Here is a 15,674-nt window from a genome sequence, read left to right on the forward strand (position 1 = left end):
TCAGTGACGGACCGTGATCTCTTCCAGGTGCAGTCCGGCGGCGTACGGATCGAGCTGGACGTTGCCCACCCGGCCGCTCCAGGCGGTCTGGTCCTGCCAGTTCCACAGCGGGATCAGCGGCAGCTCCCGCAGCGCGAGGTCCTCGGCCTGGTGGTAGCTCGCGGTGCTCTGCTCCGGTGTCGGGGCGGCGTCGCCCTGGGCGAGCAGGGCGTTGAAGGCGGGGTCGGACCAGCCCGAGCGGGTGCCGGGGCCGAGCAGTCCGGCCAGGTAGTCCTGCTCGCTGGGGTAGTCGGCGACCCAGTTCTGCCGGTAGGGACCGGTGGCCTGGTGGTGGTTCAGGATCGGGCCGAGGTCGGCGGCGGCCATGGTGCGCAGCACGATGTCCCGGATGCCGAGGTTCTGCCGCAGCTCGTTGGCCACGGCGGTCATCCACTGCAGGTAGCTGGGATCGGAGTTGGCGAAGTAGAGCGCCAACGTGCCGGTGAAGCCGCCGGCTTGCTGGAACAGCCGCTTGGCCTCGGCCGGCCGGTATTCGCAGGTCTCGCCGCAGGCGCCCGCGCGGTGGCCGGGGATGGTGGCGCCGACCAGCGAGTCGGCCGGGGTGAAGACCTCGTTGTAGATGGCCCGGGTGATGCCGGGGCGGTCGATCGCCATCGAGATCGCCCGGCGCAGCTCCGGCTTTGCGTAGCGCGGGTCCCAGATCGGCAGCCCGAGGTAGTCCATGGTGCCGCTGGGGCGCACCGCGTAGTGCCGGCCGAAGGTGCGCTTGGCCTCGTAGGCCCGGGCAGCGGGCACGCTGGTGACGAAGTCGACGTGGCCGGCCTGCAGTTCGGTGAAGGCGGTGTCCTTGCTGGTGAAGATCCTGAAGTGCACGGCATCGGCCATCGGCGGGCGCGGGCCGGTGTAGGAGGCGGCCCGTTTGAGGTCGATCCGCTGGTTGTGCCGCCAGGCGCCGTCCAGTTGGAAGGGGCCGTTGCCCACCGGGTGCAGGTCGTAGCCGTCCGGGTCGGTGAAGGCGGCCTGCGGCAGCGGTGCGAAGGCGGGGAAGCTGAGCAGCATCGGGAACTGGCTGAACGGGGCCTTGAGGGTGACCCGCAGCGTGGTGTCGTCCAGCACGTCGAGCCCGCTGAGGTGCCGGGTAGTGGGCAACTGTCCCTCCGGCGGGTTGAGTTGGTCGTAGCCGGCGATCTGGGTGAAGTAGGAGTTGGCGTCCCAGCCGCTCGGGCCGTAGGCGGCGGCGTCCCAGGCGGCGGCGAAGGCGGCGGCGGTGACCGGCTCGCCGTTGTGGAAGAGGGCGCCCGCGCGGAACTTCAGCGTCCACACCCGCTGGTCGGTGGTGGTCAGCGAGGTGGCGGCGAGCGGGACGGGGTGGCCGTCGCGCGGGTCCAGCGCGAGGGGGGTGTCGAAGACGCCCTGGAGGACCTGCAGCGCGTAGCTGCTGGTGGTGCGCCCCGGGGTGAGGTGGTCGGGCTCGGTGAGCGCGACCGAGTAGGCGCCGCCGGGGACGGCCGGGACGGGGCGGTCGTCCTCGCTGTCCGCCCGCACGCAGCCGGTGGCCGCGAACGCCACCAGCCCGAAGGCCAGCAGCGCGCGGACCAGCAGCGTGCGGACCAGCGGTGCGCGGGCCGGCAGCCGTGCGGCGTGGGGCTGCCGCCCTCCGGTCAGCACCGGCCGGCCGCCGCGCAGGCGGCCTCCCAGTCGTGCGGGGCGGCGGGGACGGCCCGCTGCGGGGCCGAGGCCGCCTGGGAGGCGAGCCGGACCATCAGCGCGTCGATCACCGGGTTCGGGCTGTCGCCGGTGAAGTTGTTGATCAGCACGCTGAACGCGAGGGTCCGCCCGTCCGCCCGGTCCAGGTAGCCGGCCAGCGCGTCCACGCCGGTCATCGACCCCGTCTTGGCGTGCACCCGCCCCTCGGCGGCCGTGCCGCGCAGCCGGTTGGTGAGCGTGCCGCCGACCAGCCGGCGCGGGTCCCCGGCCACCGGCAGCGCGTCGTACCAGGTGCTGAACCAGGGCTGGGTGCGGGCGAAGCGGAGCAGCGCCACCAGCCGCTGACCGGTCATCAGGTTCTGCCGTGACAGCCCCGAGCCGTCCACCTGGCGGGCCGCCGTGGTCTCCAGGGCGTTGCGCCGCAGGAAGCCGCGCACCTGGTCGAGGCCGGCCGCCCAGCTGCCGGAGCCGGCCTTCACCACGCCGATCTCCTTCACCAGGTGCTCGGCGATGCCGTTGTTGCTGAGCTTGAGGAAGGGCACCAGCAGCGCGCCGAGCGGCGCCGAGTCGTGTGCCGCGAGCACGGCGGCGTCCGCCGGGGCCCGGCCCGCGCGCACCCCGCCGCGCACCGTGACGCCGTGCCGGGCCAGCGCCGCCGAGAAGACGGTCGCGGCCTCGCGGGCCGGGTCGTCCACCGCCACCCACTCCTCGGTGGGGCCGGCGTCGGTGGGCAGGTTGCCGGAGAGCACCAGGTCGTTGCCGCCGGGACGCCGGTCCACCGCGACGGTGTCCGCGCTGCCCGCCGCGCCGGTGGTGGCCTGGCCGGCGATCCGCACCGGCGCCTCCGGCGGGGTGATCCGCACCGCCGCCGGGCGCCCCGGCGAGGCGTCGGGGGTGAGGGTGAGGCGCACGCTGCCCACGTCGTCGTCGCTGTCGGTGGTCAGCGTGAGGGCGGAGATCTGCGGGCTGTAGTAGGCGGCCTGGTCGTCCCACGCCCAGGCCGCGCCGAGCGGGACGTCGTCGTAGCGCGAGGCGTCGGCCAGCACGGACCCGGAGACCTCGGTGACCCCGGCGGCGGCGACCCGGTCGGCCAGCGCGTCCAGGTCGGTGGGCAGCAGGCTGGGGTCACCGCCGCCGCGCAGCACCAGGTCGCCGTCCAGCCGCCCCGCGCCGCGCGGGCCGGTCGCCAGCACCTGGGTGGTGAAGCGGTGGTCCGGGCCGAGCAGGTCGAGCGCGGCCGCCGACGTGACGGTCTTCAGGGTCGAGGCGGGCATCATCAGGGCGCCGGGGTCGTGCTGGTAGAGCACCTCGCCGGTGGCGGCGTCGGTGACCAGGACGGAGGTTTCGGCACCGGCGAGCCCGGGGTCGGTGAGCAACTGGTCCAGGTCGGCGCCCAGCGGTGCGGGCGCGGCGGCCGGCGCGGAGCCCGTGAGCACCAGCGCGACGAGGACGGCGGCGAGCGGCGCGGCCAGGCGCCGGACCGGGATGCTGGGCACTGCGCCTCCAGAGGCGGCTGCGAAAACGGCTGCGGGACGTGGCTGCGGGATCACCACCTTCACGCCGACCGCCCGTCGCGGGGGGTCGATGACACGCCAGGGGCCGGAATTCTCGCCCCTGGCGGACCTGTTGGCATCTGGTATGACTACCGAATGATCATGCAGAGCCCGTTCCCCTTCGACGCCGTCCTGTGCGACCTGGACAACGTCATCCGGTTCTTCGACCACACCGAGCTGGCCCGCCTGGAGCAGGCCGCCGGGCTGCCCGCGGGCAGCACCATGGCAGCCGCCTTCGCGCCCGAGCACGAACGCCCGCTGCTGCTCGGCGGGTACGACAAGGAGCAGTGGATCGAGGCGATCGCCCGTGACCTCGGCGCCCGGCTGCCGGCCGCCGAGGCCCGGCTGCTGGCCGAGACCTTCGCCGGCAAGTCGTTCCACGCCGAGCCGGCCGTGGTCGAGCTGCTCCGCGAGGTCCGCGAGCACTGCCCGCTGGTGCTGGTCACCAACGCGACCCGCTGGCTGGACCAGGACCTCGCCCTGATGGGCCTGGCCGACCTCGCCACCCACGTGGTGAACAGCTCCGAGGTCGGCGTCGCCAAGCCCGACCCCCGGATCTACCGGATCGCCGCCGAACGGGCCGGTGCCGCTGCGGAGCGCTGCCTCTTCGTGGACGACCGGGCCGAGAACGTGGCCGCCGCCCTCGAGCTGGGCATGACGGGCGTCGTCTACCGCGAGCCCGCCGACCTGCGCGCCGCGCTCACCCCGCCGGTCGGCAAGCCCGCCTGATTCGTCACCGCCGTACCGGGACATCTGCTACCCGAACGGGCCAAGATGGGAGGAGCCGCGCGGGCGCACCCCGGCGGCGCGAGTGAGGTGGTTGCGGTGAGCGTGTCAGGGCCCGCGCCCTCGCGGCTCGGAGCAGGGGCCGACGAGTTGCCGACCGACGCCCGCCTCGATGCGCTGGCCGAGCCGCTGTGCTCGGCGCCCGAGCTGGTCGGCGCTTACACGGGTGGGATCTACCTGCTGCCGGCGGACCGGGAGGTGCTGGAAATGGCACTGACCTTCGGGGCGATCCGCCAGTTCACCCGGGGCTGGCAGCACGTGGCGCTGGCGGCGGCGATCCCGGTGGCGGACGCGCTGCGCACCGGGAAGCCGGTCTGGGTGAGCGGCGGGGAGGAGATGGCGCGGCGGTATCCGCGGGTGGCGGTCGGCATGCCGTACGCGTTCTGCCTGGCCGCCGCGCCGCTCGCGGTGGCGGGGCGCCGCTACGGGGTGGTGTTCTTCCTGTGGCCCGCCTCGCACCCCGCCGAGCTGTCACCGCCCGAGCGGCGCGGGATCGCCACGATCGCCGGGCGGCTGACCGACCTGCTGGCCCAGGCGGCGCCACCGATCCGGCCCGGCCCGCGCCCGGTCCCGGTCACGCTGCCCGGCGGCGCCGCCGACCCGCTGGCCGCGACGGTGGCGCGACTGCCGGACGGCGTCTGCTCGCTGGACCTGGACGGGCGGCTGGTCCTGGTCACCCCGCAGGCGGCGCGACTGCTCGGGCGGCCCGCCGAGCAACTGCTGGGGGCCAGACCCTGGGCGCTGCTGCGGTGGCTGCGCGATCCGATCTACGAGTACCACTACCGGGCCGCCATGATCAGCGGCGAGCCCTCCTCCTTCGTCGCGCTGCGGCCACCGGACCGGTGGCTCTCCTTCCGGATCTACCCCGACCCGTTCGGCGTCACCGTGCGGGTCGAGGCCGCCGCGGTCACCGAGCGTGAGCTGCCGAGCACTCCGGTGCTGGTCGACCCGATTCCGAACACCCGGCCGGGCGCGCTGTACCACATCCTGCACCTGGCCACCGCGCTGACCGAGTCGGCCAGCGTGCAGGACGTGGTGAGCATGATCTCCGACCAGATCGTGCCGGGCTTCGGCGGCCAGGCCGTCGCGGTGCTGCTGGCCGAGAGCGGCAAGCTGCGGATCGTCGGCCACCGCGGCTACCCGGCCGGTATGGTCGACCAGTTCGACGGCACCCCGCTGACCGAGTCCACCCCCGGGGTGCGGGCCGCCACCGTCCCGGCGCCGGCCTTCTTCGAGAACCGCGCCGAGCTGGAGCGGCTCTATGCGGGCCGTCCCGAGACCCAGGACGGCATGGCGGCCTGGGCCTACCTGCCGCTGGTCACCTCGGGGCGGCTGATCGGCACCTGCGTGCTGGCCTTCGCCGAGCCGCACCGCTTCGCCCCGGAGGAGCGCGCCGTGCTCACCGCGCTCGGCGGTCTGATCGCCCAGGCGCTGGACCGGGCCCGGCTCTACGACACCAAGTCGGGGCTGGCCCGCGGCCTGCAGGACAGCCTGCTGCCGAGCGTGCTGCCCAAGGTCCCCGGGCTGCGGACCGCCGCCCGCTACCTGCCGGCCACCGAGGGGATGGACGTCGGCGGCGACTTCTACGACCTGATCCGGGTCGACCGCGACGCGGTGGCGGTGGTGATCGGCGACGTCCAGGGCCACAACGTCAACGCCGCCGCGCTGATGGGCCAGATCCGCACCGCCGTGCGCGCCTTCGCCACCGCCGACGCCGACCCCAGCACCGTCATGGCCCGCACCAACCGGCTGATCAGCGGTCTGGGCACCCCGCTGCTCGCCAGCTGCGCCTACCTGCGGGTGGACCTGCCGCGGCGGCAGGCCTGGCTGGCGGATGCCGGGCACCCCGTGCCCGTGCTGCGCAGCCCCGACGGCCGGGCCCGGCTGCTGTCGCCGCGCAGCGGCCTGGTGCTGAACGTCGACCCGGCCGCCGAGTACCCGCAGACCCTGATCCGGCTGCCGGTCGGCACCACCCTGCTGCTCTACACCGACGGCCTGGTGGAGACGCCCGGCGGTGACCTGGACCAGGCCCTGGCCCGGCTCACCGACACGCTGGCCCGGCACGGCGGCGAACCGCTGGACCGGTTGGCCGACACGCTGATCGACCAGTCGGGGCAGGCCGACCACCGCACCGACGACGTGGCGCTGCTGCTGGTCCGCTCGGTGGCGCGCTGAGCGGGCGGCTGGGTGCGTGGGAACGGTCAGGACAGTTCGAGCGCGGTCACCAGCGCGGACAGCTCCTTGCGGTCCGCACGGTCCAACTTGACCATCAGGCTGGCCACATGCTTCTCCACCGTGCGCGGCGAGATGAAGAGCAGCTTGGCGATCTCCGGGTTGGCCCGCCGCTCGCCGAGCAGCATCAGCACCTCGTACTCGCGGGCGGTGACGCCCTTGCCCGCCAGCTGCGACGGCACGGCGTCGTTGCCGCTGCGGCGCTGCATCACCCGCACCCCCGCCTTGCGCAGCAGCGCGCGGCAGGCGCCGGCCAGGGCGGCCACGTCGCTGCCGTGGAAGTACTCCTCGGCCGCCCGCAGCCAGTCCACCGGGGTGCCCCAGCGGTCGGCCAGTGCCGCCTCGGCGACCAGCCGCAGCACCAGGTGACGGGCCATCGGGAAGGGGGCGGCGGCGGCCTGCGCCTCGGCCAGCTTCGCCCCGGCCGCGACCGCCTGCCCGGTGCGCCCCAGCAGCACCGCTTCAGCTGCCAGCACGAACTGGAGGTTCCATCTCAGCTGTGCGGCATGGGCGGCCCGGGTCTCGGCCAGCAGCTCCTCGCCGGCCCGGTCGGCCAGCACCTCCAGCAGCACGCCCAGACCGTAGCGGCCCGACTGGTAGTAGATCGTCGGGTGCGTGCGCTCCCACTCGCGCACCCGGGCCATCTCCGCCTCCGCGCCCGGCCGGTCCTCGCCCAGCAGCGCGCAGATCGCCCGGTGCCCGAAGACCACCGGCGCGTGGAAGGACTGCTCCCCGCCGCGCCTGCGGAACTCGGCCAGGATCGCCCGCATCCCCTCGCGCCGGCCCTGGTGCGCCTGCGCCGCGATCTTGATCACCAGGCAGAACTGCGACTCGCCCTCCTGGTGCATCCGGGCGGTCGACTCCAGCAGCCGATCGGCCAGCGCCTCGGCCTGCTCGAACTCGCAGTAGAGCACCTGCTGCATCGCGATCGTGGCGTCCGCCTGCGCGGCGGCGGTGACCGCGCCGAGGGTGAGCGCCGCCTGGCGGGCCAGCTGGATCTGCTCGGCCTCCCCGGTGCGCATCAACTCGTTGGTGGCCAGCCGGATCTGGGCGCGCAGCCGCCAGATCGGCAGCCCGTGGGCGTCCGCCGTGGCGAACATGTGCCGCAGGTGCACGTCCGCCTCGTCGAAGCTGTGCCGGCGGGCCAGCAGCGCCAGCACCTGGCGGCCCTGGCAGGCGCTGGTCGGCAGCGGCACCTCCTCGGCGGTGCGCACCGCGCGCAGCGCCAACTCCTCGGCCCGCGCCGCCCGGTCGTCGCCCTGGCTGCCGGCCAGGGTGAGCAGGTGCGCCTCGACCACGTCCAGCGGCGCGAGTTGGCCCGCCGCGGCCGAGTCGGTCAGCAGCCGGCGGGCCAGCGCCACCTGCTCCGCGGCCTTCTCCCAGTGCCCGCCCACCACGCAGACCCAGGCCAGCCGGGTCAGCAACTCGGCCCGCTGCTCCGGCGAGAGCAGCACCGAGCCGTACAGGTCCGCGCCCCGGCGCAGCGCCCGTTCGACGTCACCCGCCTCGGTCAGCGCGTACAGCAGGGACTCCAGTACCTCGGCCCGCCGGTCCGGATGCGAGTCGGCCGGCAGCAGCTCCAGGGCCCGGTCGAGCAGCTTCTCCGCCGAGGCCGCCGCGCCCTCACCGAGCGCCCGCCGCCCGGCCCGCGCGTAGAGCACCCCGGCGGCGGCCCGGTCGCCGGTGGCCAGCCGCAGCCGGGCGGCCAGCTGGCACAACTCGCCCGGCAGGTCGGGGTCGAGCGACTCCACCGCGTTCGCGGCGGCGGCGGCCAGCATCCGGCGCTGGGCCGGCAGCACCCCGCTGGCCAGGGCGTCGGCGGTCCACGCGTGCCGGAAGGTGCACCAGTCGGGCGCGCTGAGCGAGGGGGCGAGCAACTGGGCCTCGCTCCCGGCCCGGACCAGCGCGTGCAGTTCGTCCTCGCCCAGACCGCAGACCTGGCGCAGCGCGTCCAGCGGGAACCGGCGTCCGATGATCGCGGCGGCCTGCAGCGCGTTGTGCCACTCGGGGCCCAGCCGCCGGGCGCGGTCGTTCACGCTGGAGGCGACTGTGGACGGCATGTCGCGCGGCACGCCCTCGACCATCCGCCAGCCATCGCCGGTGCGGGCGAGCGCGCCCGAGTCGATGCCGCCGCGCAGCAGCTCCTCCACGATGAACGGGTTGCCGTCGGCGCTCTGGGTGAGCCAGGGCAGCACACCCGGTGGGAGCCCCGGCACCTCGACGCCCAGGCAGGCGGCGGTCAGCTCGGCCACCTGGTCATCCGTCAGCGGCGTCAGTTCCAGCAGTCGCGCCACCCGGTGGCGGGCGCTCGACTGCGCCAGGGTCAGCGCGGGCGAGGGGGTGGAGCGGACCGTGGCCAGCAGTACCACCGGCAGGTCGGCCAGGTTGTCCACCAGGTACTCGACGATGCTCATCGTCTCGGCGTCGCAGTCCTGCAGATCGCTCAGGCAGATCAGCGCGCCGCGACCACGGCCGACCACGCTGAGCAGGCGCAGAACCGATTCTGCGAGCACCACCGGCGAGTCGTCGCTCTGGTAGGGGAGCGCGTCCCGCCACTCGGGGATCAGGCGGCCCAACGCGGGCCGGTAGGGGGAGAGCTCGGGATCGTCCGGAACCGCGCCCGAGCGCACGATGGAGAACAGCGCCTCGGTGAGAGGGCGGTAGGGAACCGTCGCACCGGCCTGGGTGGCCCGGCCGCGCAGCACCGCCATCCCGCTGCCGGTGGCCAGCGTGATGCACTCCTGGACCAGCCGCGACTTGCCGAGGCCGGCATCGGCGATCATGAAGACCGCCCCGCCGCATCCAGCTCGGGCTCCGCTGAGCGCGCTGTCGAGGAGCCTGAGCTCCTCCGCCCGCCCGATCACTATCGGTGACGACACCTGCACCCGCGAAACCTACCCCAAACCTGTTGCGGTATGCACGTCCTGAGGATATTTCAGCGAAATCCTGTTTGAATACCGAACTGCTGAGTCCGGTAGGACCGCTGGTCCGGGCTGTCCTGGCTGTCCGGGCCGCGCCCTTGATCCGTACTGATCTGTACTGATCTGTACTGATCTGTACTGATCTGGCCATCCGGGCCGGGCTGTTGATCCGGGCCGCGCTGCCGATCCGGCCGGGCCCGCTGCTTCGGGTCGCACTGCCGATCGGGGCCGAGCCGCCGACCGGGTCCATCGGGTCCTTCGGGTCCTTCGGGTCCAGCTGGTGGCCGGGTCGAACCCGTCGATCGGGTCGGGCCGTTGCCGTCGAGCCGGTGTCCCGGGAGGGTCAGCCGTTGGCGGTGCCGCCGTCGGCGGGGCAGCTGTTGGTGGTGGTCACGACGCAGGTGGTGGTGCCGTCCGCGTAGGCGGTCCCGGTGTTGGCGGCGGTCGCACCCAGTGCGCCGAGGAGGACCAGGGCGCTCAGGACGGCGGCGGAAATCGCGGACTTCAGCTGGGTCTTGTTCATGGTCATCGCCTGCTCTCTGTCGTTTCCGGCTTCGAGAAGAAGCCTGTCAGCGCAGGTGAACGGCCACATGGGTGTGACTCACCCATTCTTAGGGGTTGTCACCCATGGGCGATGGGTGAGTGGGTGAGCGGCGGGCAGCCGGGTGCGGTGCGGTCGGGGGCGGCCGGGGCGGGTGGGGTGCACGGTGGCCAGTGGCCAGTGGCCAGTGGCCAGTGGCCAGTGGTCAGTGGTCAGTCGTCGGCCACGGCCGGCCAGGCCTCGATCGACAGCACTCCGGTGCGGGGCTCCACCGGCAGGTCCACGGTCAGCAGTGTGTCCAGGTACTCGGCCCGGCTGATCGAGCGGGTGTCCAGGGTTTCCGCGTACCGGTGCGGCACCTGGATGTCGATGAACGCCGCCCGGCCGCGCAGCCGCCGGCTCAGGTCGGCGAAGGCCACCGCGGTCGCCTGCGGATACCGGCCGAACGCCGCGTCCACGCTGAAGACCTGGCCGATCCCGATGCCGAAGAGGCCCGCGATCAGCTCCTCGCCCTGCCAGACCTCGATGCTGTGCGCCCAGCCGGCCTGGTGCAGGCTGAGCAGCGAGCTCTGGAACGGGTCGGTGACCCATCCCGCGTCCGCCAGGGTCCGGCATCCGTCGACCACGTCGGCGAAGGCGTGGTCGCAACTGGTGATCCAGCGCGCCCCGCCGGTCGGCCAGCGCCGCAGGCCGCTGGTCAGCCGCCCGGACCCGACGTCCAGCACCGGGCGCCGGGCCGGGCTCCACCAGGTCAGGGCGAAGGCGTCGGGCCCCTCCGCCGCGGGGAAGGCGGCGATCCGGCCGTCGGCGACATGACGGGCGTACAGCTCCCGCTGCTCGTCGTCGGCGTTCAGCGGGGGGTACAGGGAGTGCAGCCGATGGCGGGGAAAGGGGAAGGCGCCATGGCGGTACGCCTCCAGCAGGCGGTGCGGCGCGGTGGAGCCGCCGACCGCGATGGGCAGGTCCAACTCGGCCGCCGAGAGGTCGATCCGCTCCCAGGGCATGTCGGCGAAAGACGTGGTGTACATACAGCCAACTTGCCGTGCCCGGCTCGTACGGGCATGGGTGGAACCGCCCCATCTTTGCGGGCTCCAGCAGCTCCCGAGCCGCACTTGGGCAGGTCGCGAGGGCGGGGTGCCGGGCGGGGCGCCAGGCGGGCCGCGCGGGCCGGCGCGCCCGGCCGGTGATCCGGTGGAACCCGTCGGCGGCCACCCGCCTTCGGTCGTGGACGAGCCGACGAACATGGGTGGCCGCCACGCATCCGCACCGATCCACTGCCCGGCTTAACTCAAGTGCATGGAGGCCGGTCGCCCATCAGCTGGCGACGGCGCACAGGTCACGATCGAGGAGCGTACGAATTGCGGACCTCACTGGGGATCGATTCATTGGCGCAGCAGGTCTACCTGGCCATGGTGGCCGAGCCGCGCGCCGATGTGCACAAGCTGGCCGAGCAGTTGAAGGAGAGCCCGGATGTCGTCGAGCAGGCGCTCGGCCAGCTCGCCGGGCTCTGCCTGATCACGCCCGGCGACGGTGCCACCGGCTGGCTACCGGTTGAACCAGAGGTCGGCCTGCCTGCCATGCTGGCCCGCCAGCAGGCCGAACTGGCCCACCGCCAGCAGCAGTTCGAGGACAGCCGACTGGCGGTCGCGCAACTCCTGGCCACCCATGGGCGTCGTTCCCAGGGCCAGGTGCCCGGAGTGGAATGGGTGTCCGGCGAGGCGGCGCTGTGGCGGCGGGTGGCCGAACTGGCCGGGGAGTGCCAGGAGGAGGTGCTCACGCTGGGCCCGACCGAGCGGTTGACCGACTCCGTACTGGAAGCCGTCCGGGCCCTGGACGAGGCCGTGCTGCATCGCGGTGTGCGCTCCCGCGCCGTCCTGCTGGAGAGCGCCCGCAACGACAACTCGGCTATGCCCTACCTCCGTTGGAAGATGGACACGCTCGGCGGGGTGCGCACGCTGCCCTCGCTGCCGGTCTGGATGATCATGGTCGACCGGCAGCACGTGGTGGTGCCGGTGAGCACCTTCCGCTCGGTGATGGGCGGCCTGGTCTGCACCGCCGAATCGATGGTCAACGCCTTCGCCGCGCTCTTCGCCACCCACTGGCGGGAGGCCATCCCGCTCACCGAGGCCCGCCCGCGCACCGGCGGACACCTCTCGCTCCAGGAACAGCACATCCTGCGCCTGTGGGCCCAGGGCCTCACCGACGCCTCCGCCGCCCGGCAGATGGACGTCTCGCTGCGCACCGTGCGCCGTCTCTCCGACCGCCTCACCGACCGCTTCGGGGCCCACAGCCGCTTCCAGCTGGGCGCGATGGCGATCGCGGAGGGGAGCATCCGGGCGGAGGACATGATCTAGCCCCGATGCCGTGTAGCTAGGGCGTGGGGCCTGCGGGTCAAGGGCCTGGCGCGGTCAGGATGTCGATGCTGATGGTGGCTCTGTAGCTGCTCCGGTCGACCGTGCCTTTGGCGTTGTACTTGGAGATCGCGGGTCTGACGACGCGGGGCTGGGTGCGGATGCGTCGGTCGGGCATGAGGTCGGCCAGGACACGCCGGCCGATGGTGCCGACGAGGTCGATGACGGTGTCGGCGATGACGCCCGCGGCCTGGACGGCCAGGTCGTGGGCGGTGTGCAGGGCGATGGTGAAGCTGGCCCTGTCGGGGTCGGTGCCCGGTCGGGTGCCGGTGGCGTCGGCCATGGCCGGCCTCGGAACCTGGTAGGTGACCAGCAGGGCGTAGCTCTCCTGGTCGATGACGCGGACCGCGACGGCGCCGATCCCCGGAAGGTAGGAGCCGTCCGAGCAGCGGCCCAGGACGGGCAGCCGGCGGCTGTTCTTCACCCGGACCAGCAGGTGCGCGCCGGTTCCGGCGATCGCGCAGACCAGCAGCCCGTGTCACCACGCACCGGGGGCCCGATGCCCGCGGCCGGACCGCGCAGCAGGTCGAACAGCCATCGCAGCGGCTCGGCTCCCACCCGCCCGCGGGCCTGCGCCAACGCACCGCCCGCAGGAGCTCCGTCTCCGTTTCAGGCGACTTGACCCACAGGCCCCACGCCCTGTCTACGCGGCATTGGGTCTAGACGAGGGTCACGTCGTCGAGCGTTCCAGGACCGTGCAGGACCACCTGAAGCTCTGCCGGCAGGGACGCCCGGGCCAGGTCGGCGACGGCTCGCGCCTCCTGCGGCCAGACCCGGGGGTCGAAACGGAGTTCCACGTGGACGGCGGGCCCCGCGGCGTCGTCCACGAGCTTGAAACGAGGGCTGCCGGCCTCGTAGTGCCGTTGGTCGGCATCGGGGTACAGATGGCGGGGACTGACCGCGACCTGCGGCAGGTCGGCGAGGACGGCCACACAGTCGGCGGTGGTGACGAACACCCCGCGCTCGCCGACCGCCAGGCAGTGCTCCTCCCGCCCCAACGGGCGGAACCCCGGCTCCCCCCACTTCGGGCAGGGCTGCGCGGCGAGTTCGACGAGGTCGCCGGGCCGGTACCGGATGCGGGGCTCGAACTCGACGTAGGGGTGGAGCGCCGTCACCAGCAGGCTGCCGCGTCCGCCCAGCGGAACGTAGCGGTCGGGATCGGCCGGATCGACGACCTCCGCGACGCAGGAAGGCGGGAAGTGGTGGTGCGCGCAGACCCGGCACTTGAGCGCGTTGCACATCCGCAGTTCGGAGAAGCCGTAGACCGTGTCGATCTCCGCGCCCCACCACTCCCGCAGCCGGGACTCCCAACCCGGGGAAAGGAATTCACGTCCGACCTCCAGCGTTTCGAGGCCGAACCCGGCGAGGTCGCCGAAACGCTGCTGCATGTGCAGCGTCAGGTCCTTGATCTGCCGCGCTGTGCCCGCCAGGACACGAACGCGGCTCCCGTCGGCCGAACCGTTCGCGATGAGGTCGGCTGCCAGGTCGAAGTAGCGCATCGACAGCAGCGGGACGAAGTCCCCTTCCCCGGCGAGGTCCAGTCCCACCACGGCCCCGTGGTTGAAGCCGACCAGCTGCAGCCGTCGCCGACCGTCGGCGACCCGGCCGGCCCTCAGGGCCGCGCGCTCGGCCTCGGTCGAGTAGAAAGCCTTGGGGACACCGGAGGTGCCGTTCGTGAACCCGGTGGCGATCCCGTCGAACGTCGAGGTGCGCAGCTGCTCGCGGACCGCGGCCCAACCGGCCGGGTCGAGCCAGGGCAGCTGTCGCAGCAGGGCGGGGGCGTTGGCGGGCCCGATGTCCCCGGCGGGTATCAGCTGCCGGTAGAACGGGCTGTCCGCCCGCAGGCGGGTCAGTGTCCGGGCCAGGCCGATCAGGCGCTGCTCGGTCAGGGTGGTGTGCATGAGCTGTCTCCTTGGGACCGGGACCGCCGGGCCGGGGCCGTCAGGTGGATCCGTTCGTCACACCACCCCTCGCCGGAAGGTCAGAAGCACCCGGCCGGCCGGAAGAGCTCCACGCCATGGAGGTGCTCGGGCGTCGCCGCGGCGGCGATCGGGCAGCCTCGGGCTTCGGTCGTCGTCGGACCGGCCGAAGCGGTCGCCACCGCCGGCACGACTATCAGTCCGGCGCTGATCGCTGCCAGAACGGCGACGCGCACGACCGGGATTTCAGGAAGACCGTTGAGCATGTGCGTGTTCCTTTGCTTGGGCAGAACTCTTGATGCGGTGAGAACGTAGCAGCACATCAGTGTCAAACGATCATCGGGATGCCCGGCTGGACGACCCTGGGGGGCCTGGCTCCTGCGAGATCGTCAGATCATGACGGCAGGTCATGGCGCCGCCACCGTAGGTGGGTACGGGGCAACGAGGAGCCGTCGATGCGCCGTTCAGACTCCCAGCACACCGCGCGGCTCGCCGCCTACGGGACGGTGTCCACCCGCCTGTCCCTGATGAGCGACCGCAGGCTTGGCGAGGTCGTGGCGGCGGCCGCCCCGCACGGCTCCGGGATCGGCGGCCGGACGGCGGAACTGGAGCTCGACGGGGTGCCGGTCTTCGTCAAGCGGGTGCCCTTGACGGACCTGGAGCTGCGGCCGGAGAACCTCCGGTCGACGGCGAACCTCTTCGGGCTGCCGATGTTCTACCACTACGGGATCGGTTCGGCCGGTTTCGGGGCCTGGCGCGAGCTGGCGGTGCACACCATGACGACCAACTGGGTCCTCCAGGGAGCGCATGAGGGCTTCCCGCTGACGTACCACTGGCGGGTGCTGCCCGACTCCGCCGCTGCGGGAGTCGCCGACGGGTTCGGCGGCATCGACCAGGCCGTCGCGCACTGGCAGGGCTCGTCGGCCGTGCGCGAGCGGTTGGAGGCCATCGGGCGGTCTTCGTCCAGCCTGGTGCTCTTCCTCGAACACGTGCCGCAGACGCTCGCCGCGTGGTTGGCGAGCCACCAGGATGCCGCGACCGGGAGCGCGCAGGGCTCGCCCTATCCCTGGCTGGCGGCCGAACTGGAGCGCGCGAGCGCTTTCATGAGCTCGCGCGGGCTGGTCCACTTCGACGCCCACTTCGCCAACCTGCTGACCGACGGCCGCCTGCTGTACTTCGCCGACTTCGGTCTCGCCCTGAGTACCGGCTTCGAACTCCGCCCAACCGAGGCGGAGTTCCTCACGGACCACCTCGGCTACGACGGCTACTACACCACGAGCCATCTGCTCCACCACCACCTGCCCGAGGGCGTGCGCGGCGGCACCGAGCAGCGGCTGTTCCTGCGCGAGTGGATCGCCGGCCGGCGGCCCGACGGCGTCCCGCGCGAGCTCGCGGCGATCCTCGACCGGAGCGCCCGCGCGGCCGTCTTCCTGGACGAGTTCCACCGTCGGTTGCTGAACGAGAGCAAGCGGACGCCGTTTCCGGCCGCCGAGCTCGGCCGGCTCGCCGCTACGGTTCCCGCAGGACGCCCGCGATGACCGTCGCCACGACCCCGAGCGCCGATGCGATGAGCCGGGCCGCACCGGTGGTTCCCGGTGCGGCCC

General features: G+C 73.2%; 12 protein-coding genes. 4 read left to right on the top strand and 8 right to left on the bottom strand.

Annotated elements, in window-relative coordinates; all coding sequences use genetic code 11:
* Both OG403_RS35165 and dacB read right to left on the bottom strand, forming a co-directional pair.
* The gene (locus tag OG403_RS35165; protein WP_329571685.1) at positions 1-1,668 is read right to left on the bottom strand and encodes a peptide ABC transporter substrate-binding protein; all 1,668 of its coding nucleotides are present in this window, start codon (positions 1,666-1,668) and stop codon (positions 1-3) included.
* Entirely contained in the window at positions 1,662-3,203 is a 1,542-nt protein-coding gene (gene dacB, locus OG403_RS35170) for a D-alanyl-D-alanine carboxypeptidase/D-alanyl-D-alanine endopeptidase (RefSeq protein ID WP_329571687.1), read from the bottom strand. The genes OG403_RS35165 and dacB overlap by 7 nt, the downstream gene beginning before the upstream one ends.
* Positions 3,204-3,362: 159 nt before the next feature.
* On the opposite strand from dacB, the gene OG403_RS35175 reads away from it, so the two are divergent.
* Both OG403_RS35175 and OG403_RS35180 read left to right on the top strand, forming a co-directional pair.
* On the top strand, positions 3,363-3,989 hold the full coding sequence (locus OG403_RS35175) for an HAD family hydrolase (RefSeq protein ID WP_442911033.1): 627 nt from the start codon (positions 3,363-3,365) through the stop codon (positions 3,987-3,989).
* A 96-nt stretch (positions 3,990-4,085) separates the two neighbouring features.
* Positions 4,086-6,221 carry a SpoIIE family protein phosphatase gene (locus OG403_RS35180; protein ID WP_329571691.1) on the top strand — a complete coding sequence of 712 codons (2,136 nt, stop codon included), beginning with the start codon at positions 4,086-4,088 and terminating at the stop codon, positions 6,219-6,221.
* Between the two features lie 26 nt (positions 6,222-6,247).
* On the opposite strand, the gene OG403_RS35185 is transcribed toward OG403_RS35180, so the two are convergent.
* The 3 genes from OG403_RS35185 to OG403_RS35195 form a co-directional block, all read right to left on the bottom strand.
* Positions 6,248-9,163, bottom strand: coding sequence for an ATP-binding protein (locus OG403_RS35185; protein WP_329571693.1), 2,916 nt, complete (start codon positions 9,161-9,163; stop codon positions 6,248-6,250).
* A 379-nt stretch (positions 9,164-9,542) separates the two neighbouring features.
* Complete coding sequence (locus OG403_RS35190) at positions 9,543-9,728, bottom strand: hypothetical protein (protein ID WP_329571694.1); 186 nt, start codon at positions 9,726-9,728, stop codon at positions 9,543-9,545.
* A gap of 224 nt (positions 9,729-9,952) precedes the next feature.
* Positions 9,953-10,768 carry a leucyl/phenylalanyl-tRNA--protein transferase gene (locus OG403_RS35195; RefSeq protein WP_329571696.1) on the bottom strand — a complete coding sequence of 272 codons (816 nt, stop codon included), beginning with the start codon at positions 10,766-10,768 and terminating at the stop codon, positions 9,953-9,955.
* Positions 10,769-11,098: 330 nt separating this feature from the next.
* Between OG403_RS35195 and OG403_RS35200 the strand changes: the two genes are divergently transcribed.
* The gene (locus tag OG403_RS35200; RefSeq protein ID WP_329571698.1) at positions 11,099-12,094 is read left to right on the top strand and encodes a helix-turn-helix domain-containing protein; all 996 of its coding nucleotides are present in this window, start codon (positions 11,099-11,101) and stop codon (positions 12,092-12,094) included.
* A gap of 37 nt (positions 12,095-12,131) precedes the next feature.
* Here OG403_RS35200 and OG403_RS35205 read toward each other — a convergent pair whose 3' ends face one another.
* The 3 genes from OG403_RS35205 to OG403_RS35215 form a co-directional block, all read right to left on the bottom strand.
* Positions 12,132-12,575, bottom strand: a complete 444-nt coding sequence (locus OG403_RS35205; RefSeq protein WP_329571699.1) for a hypothetical protein — start codon at positions 12,573-12,575, stop codon at positions 12,132-12,134.
* A 235-nt stretch (positions 12,576-12,810) separates the two neighbouring features.
* On the bottom strand, positions 12,811-14,052 hold the full coding sequence (locus OG403_RS35210) for a hypothetical protein (protein ID WP_329571701.1): 1,242 nt from the start codon (positions 14,050-14,052) through the stop codon (positions 12,811-12,813).
* Between the two features lie 80 nt (positions 14,053-14,132).
* Positions 14,133-14,336, bottom strand: coding sequence for a hypothetical protein (locus tag OG403_RS35215; protein ID WP_329571703.1), 204 nt, complete (start codon positions 14,334-14,336; stop codon positions 14,133-14,135).
* Positions 14,337-14,525: 189 nt separating this feature from the next.
* On the opposite strand from OG403_RS35215, the gene OG403_RS35220 reads away from it, so the two are divergent.
* Positions 14,526-15,608 carry a protein kinase family protein gene (locus OG403_RS35220; protein ID WP_329571705.1) on the top strand — a complete coding sequence of 361 codons (1,083 nt, stop codon included), beginning with the start codon at positions 14,526-14,528 and terminating at the stop codon, positions 15,606-15,608.
* Positions 15,609-15,674: the final 66 nt, after the last annotated feature.

It is taken from the genome of Kitasatospora sp. NBC_01266 (assembly GCF_036242395.1).
Classification (GTDB): domain Bacteria; phylum Actinomycetota; class Actinomycetes; order Streptomycetales; family Streptomycetaceae; genus Kitasatospora.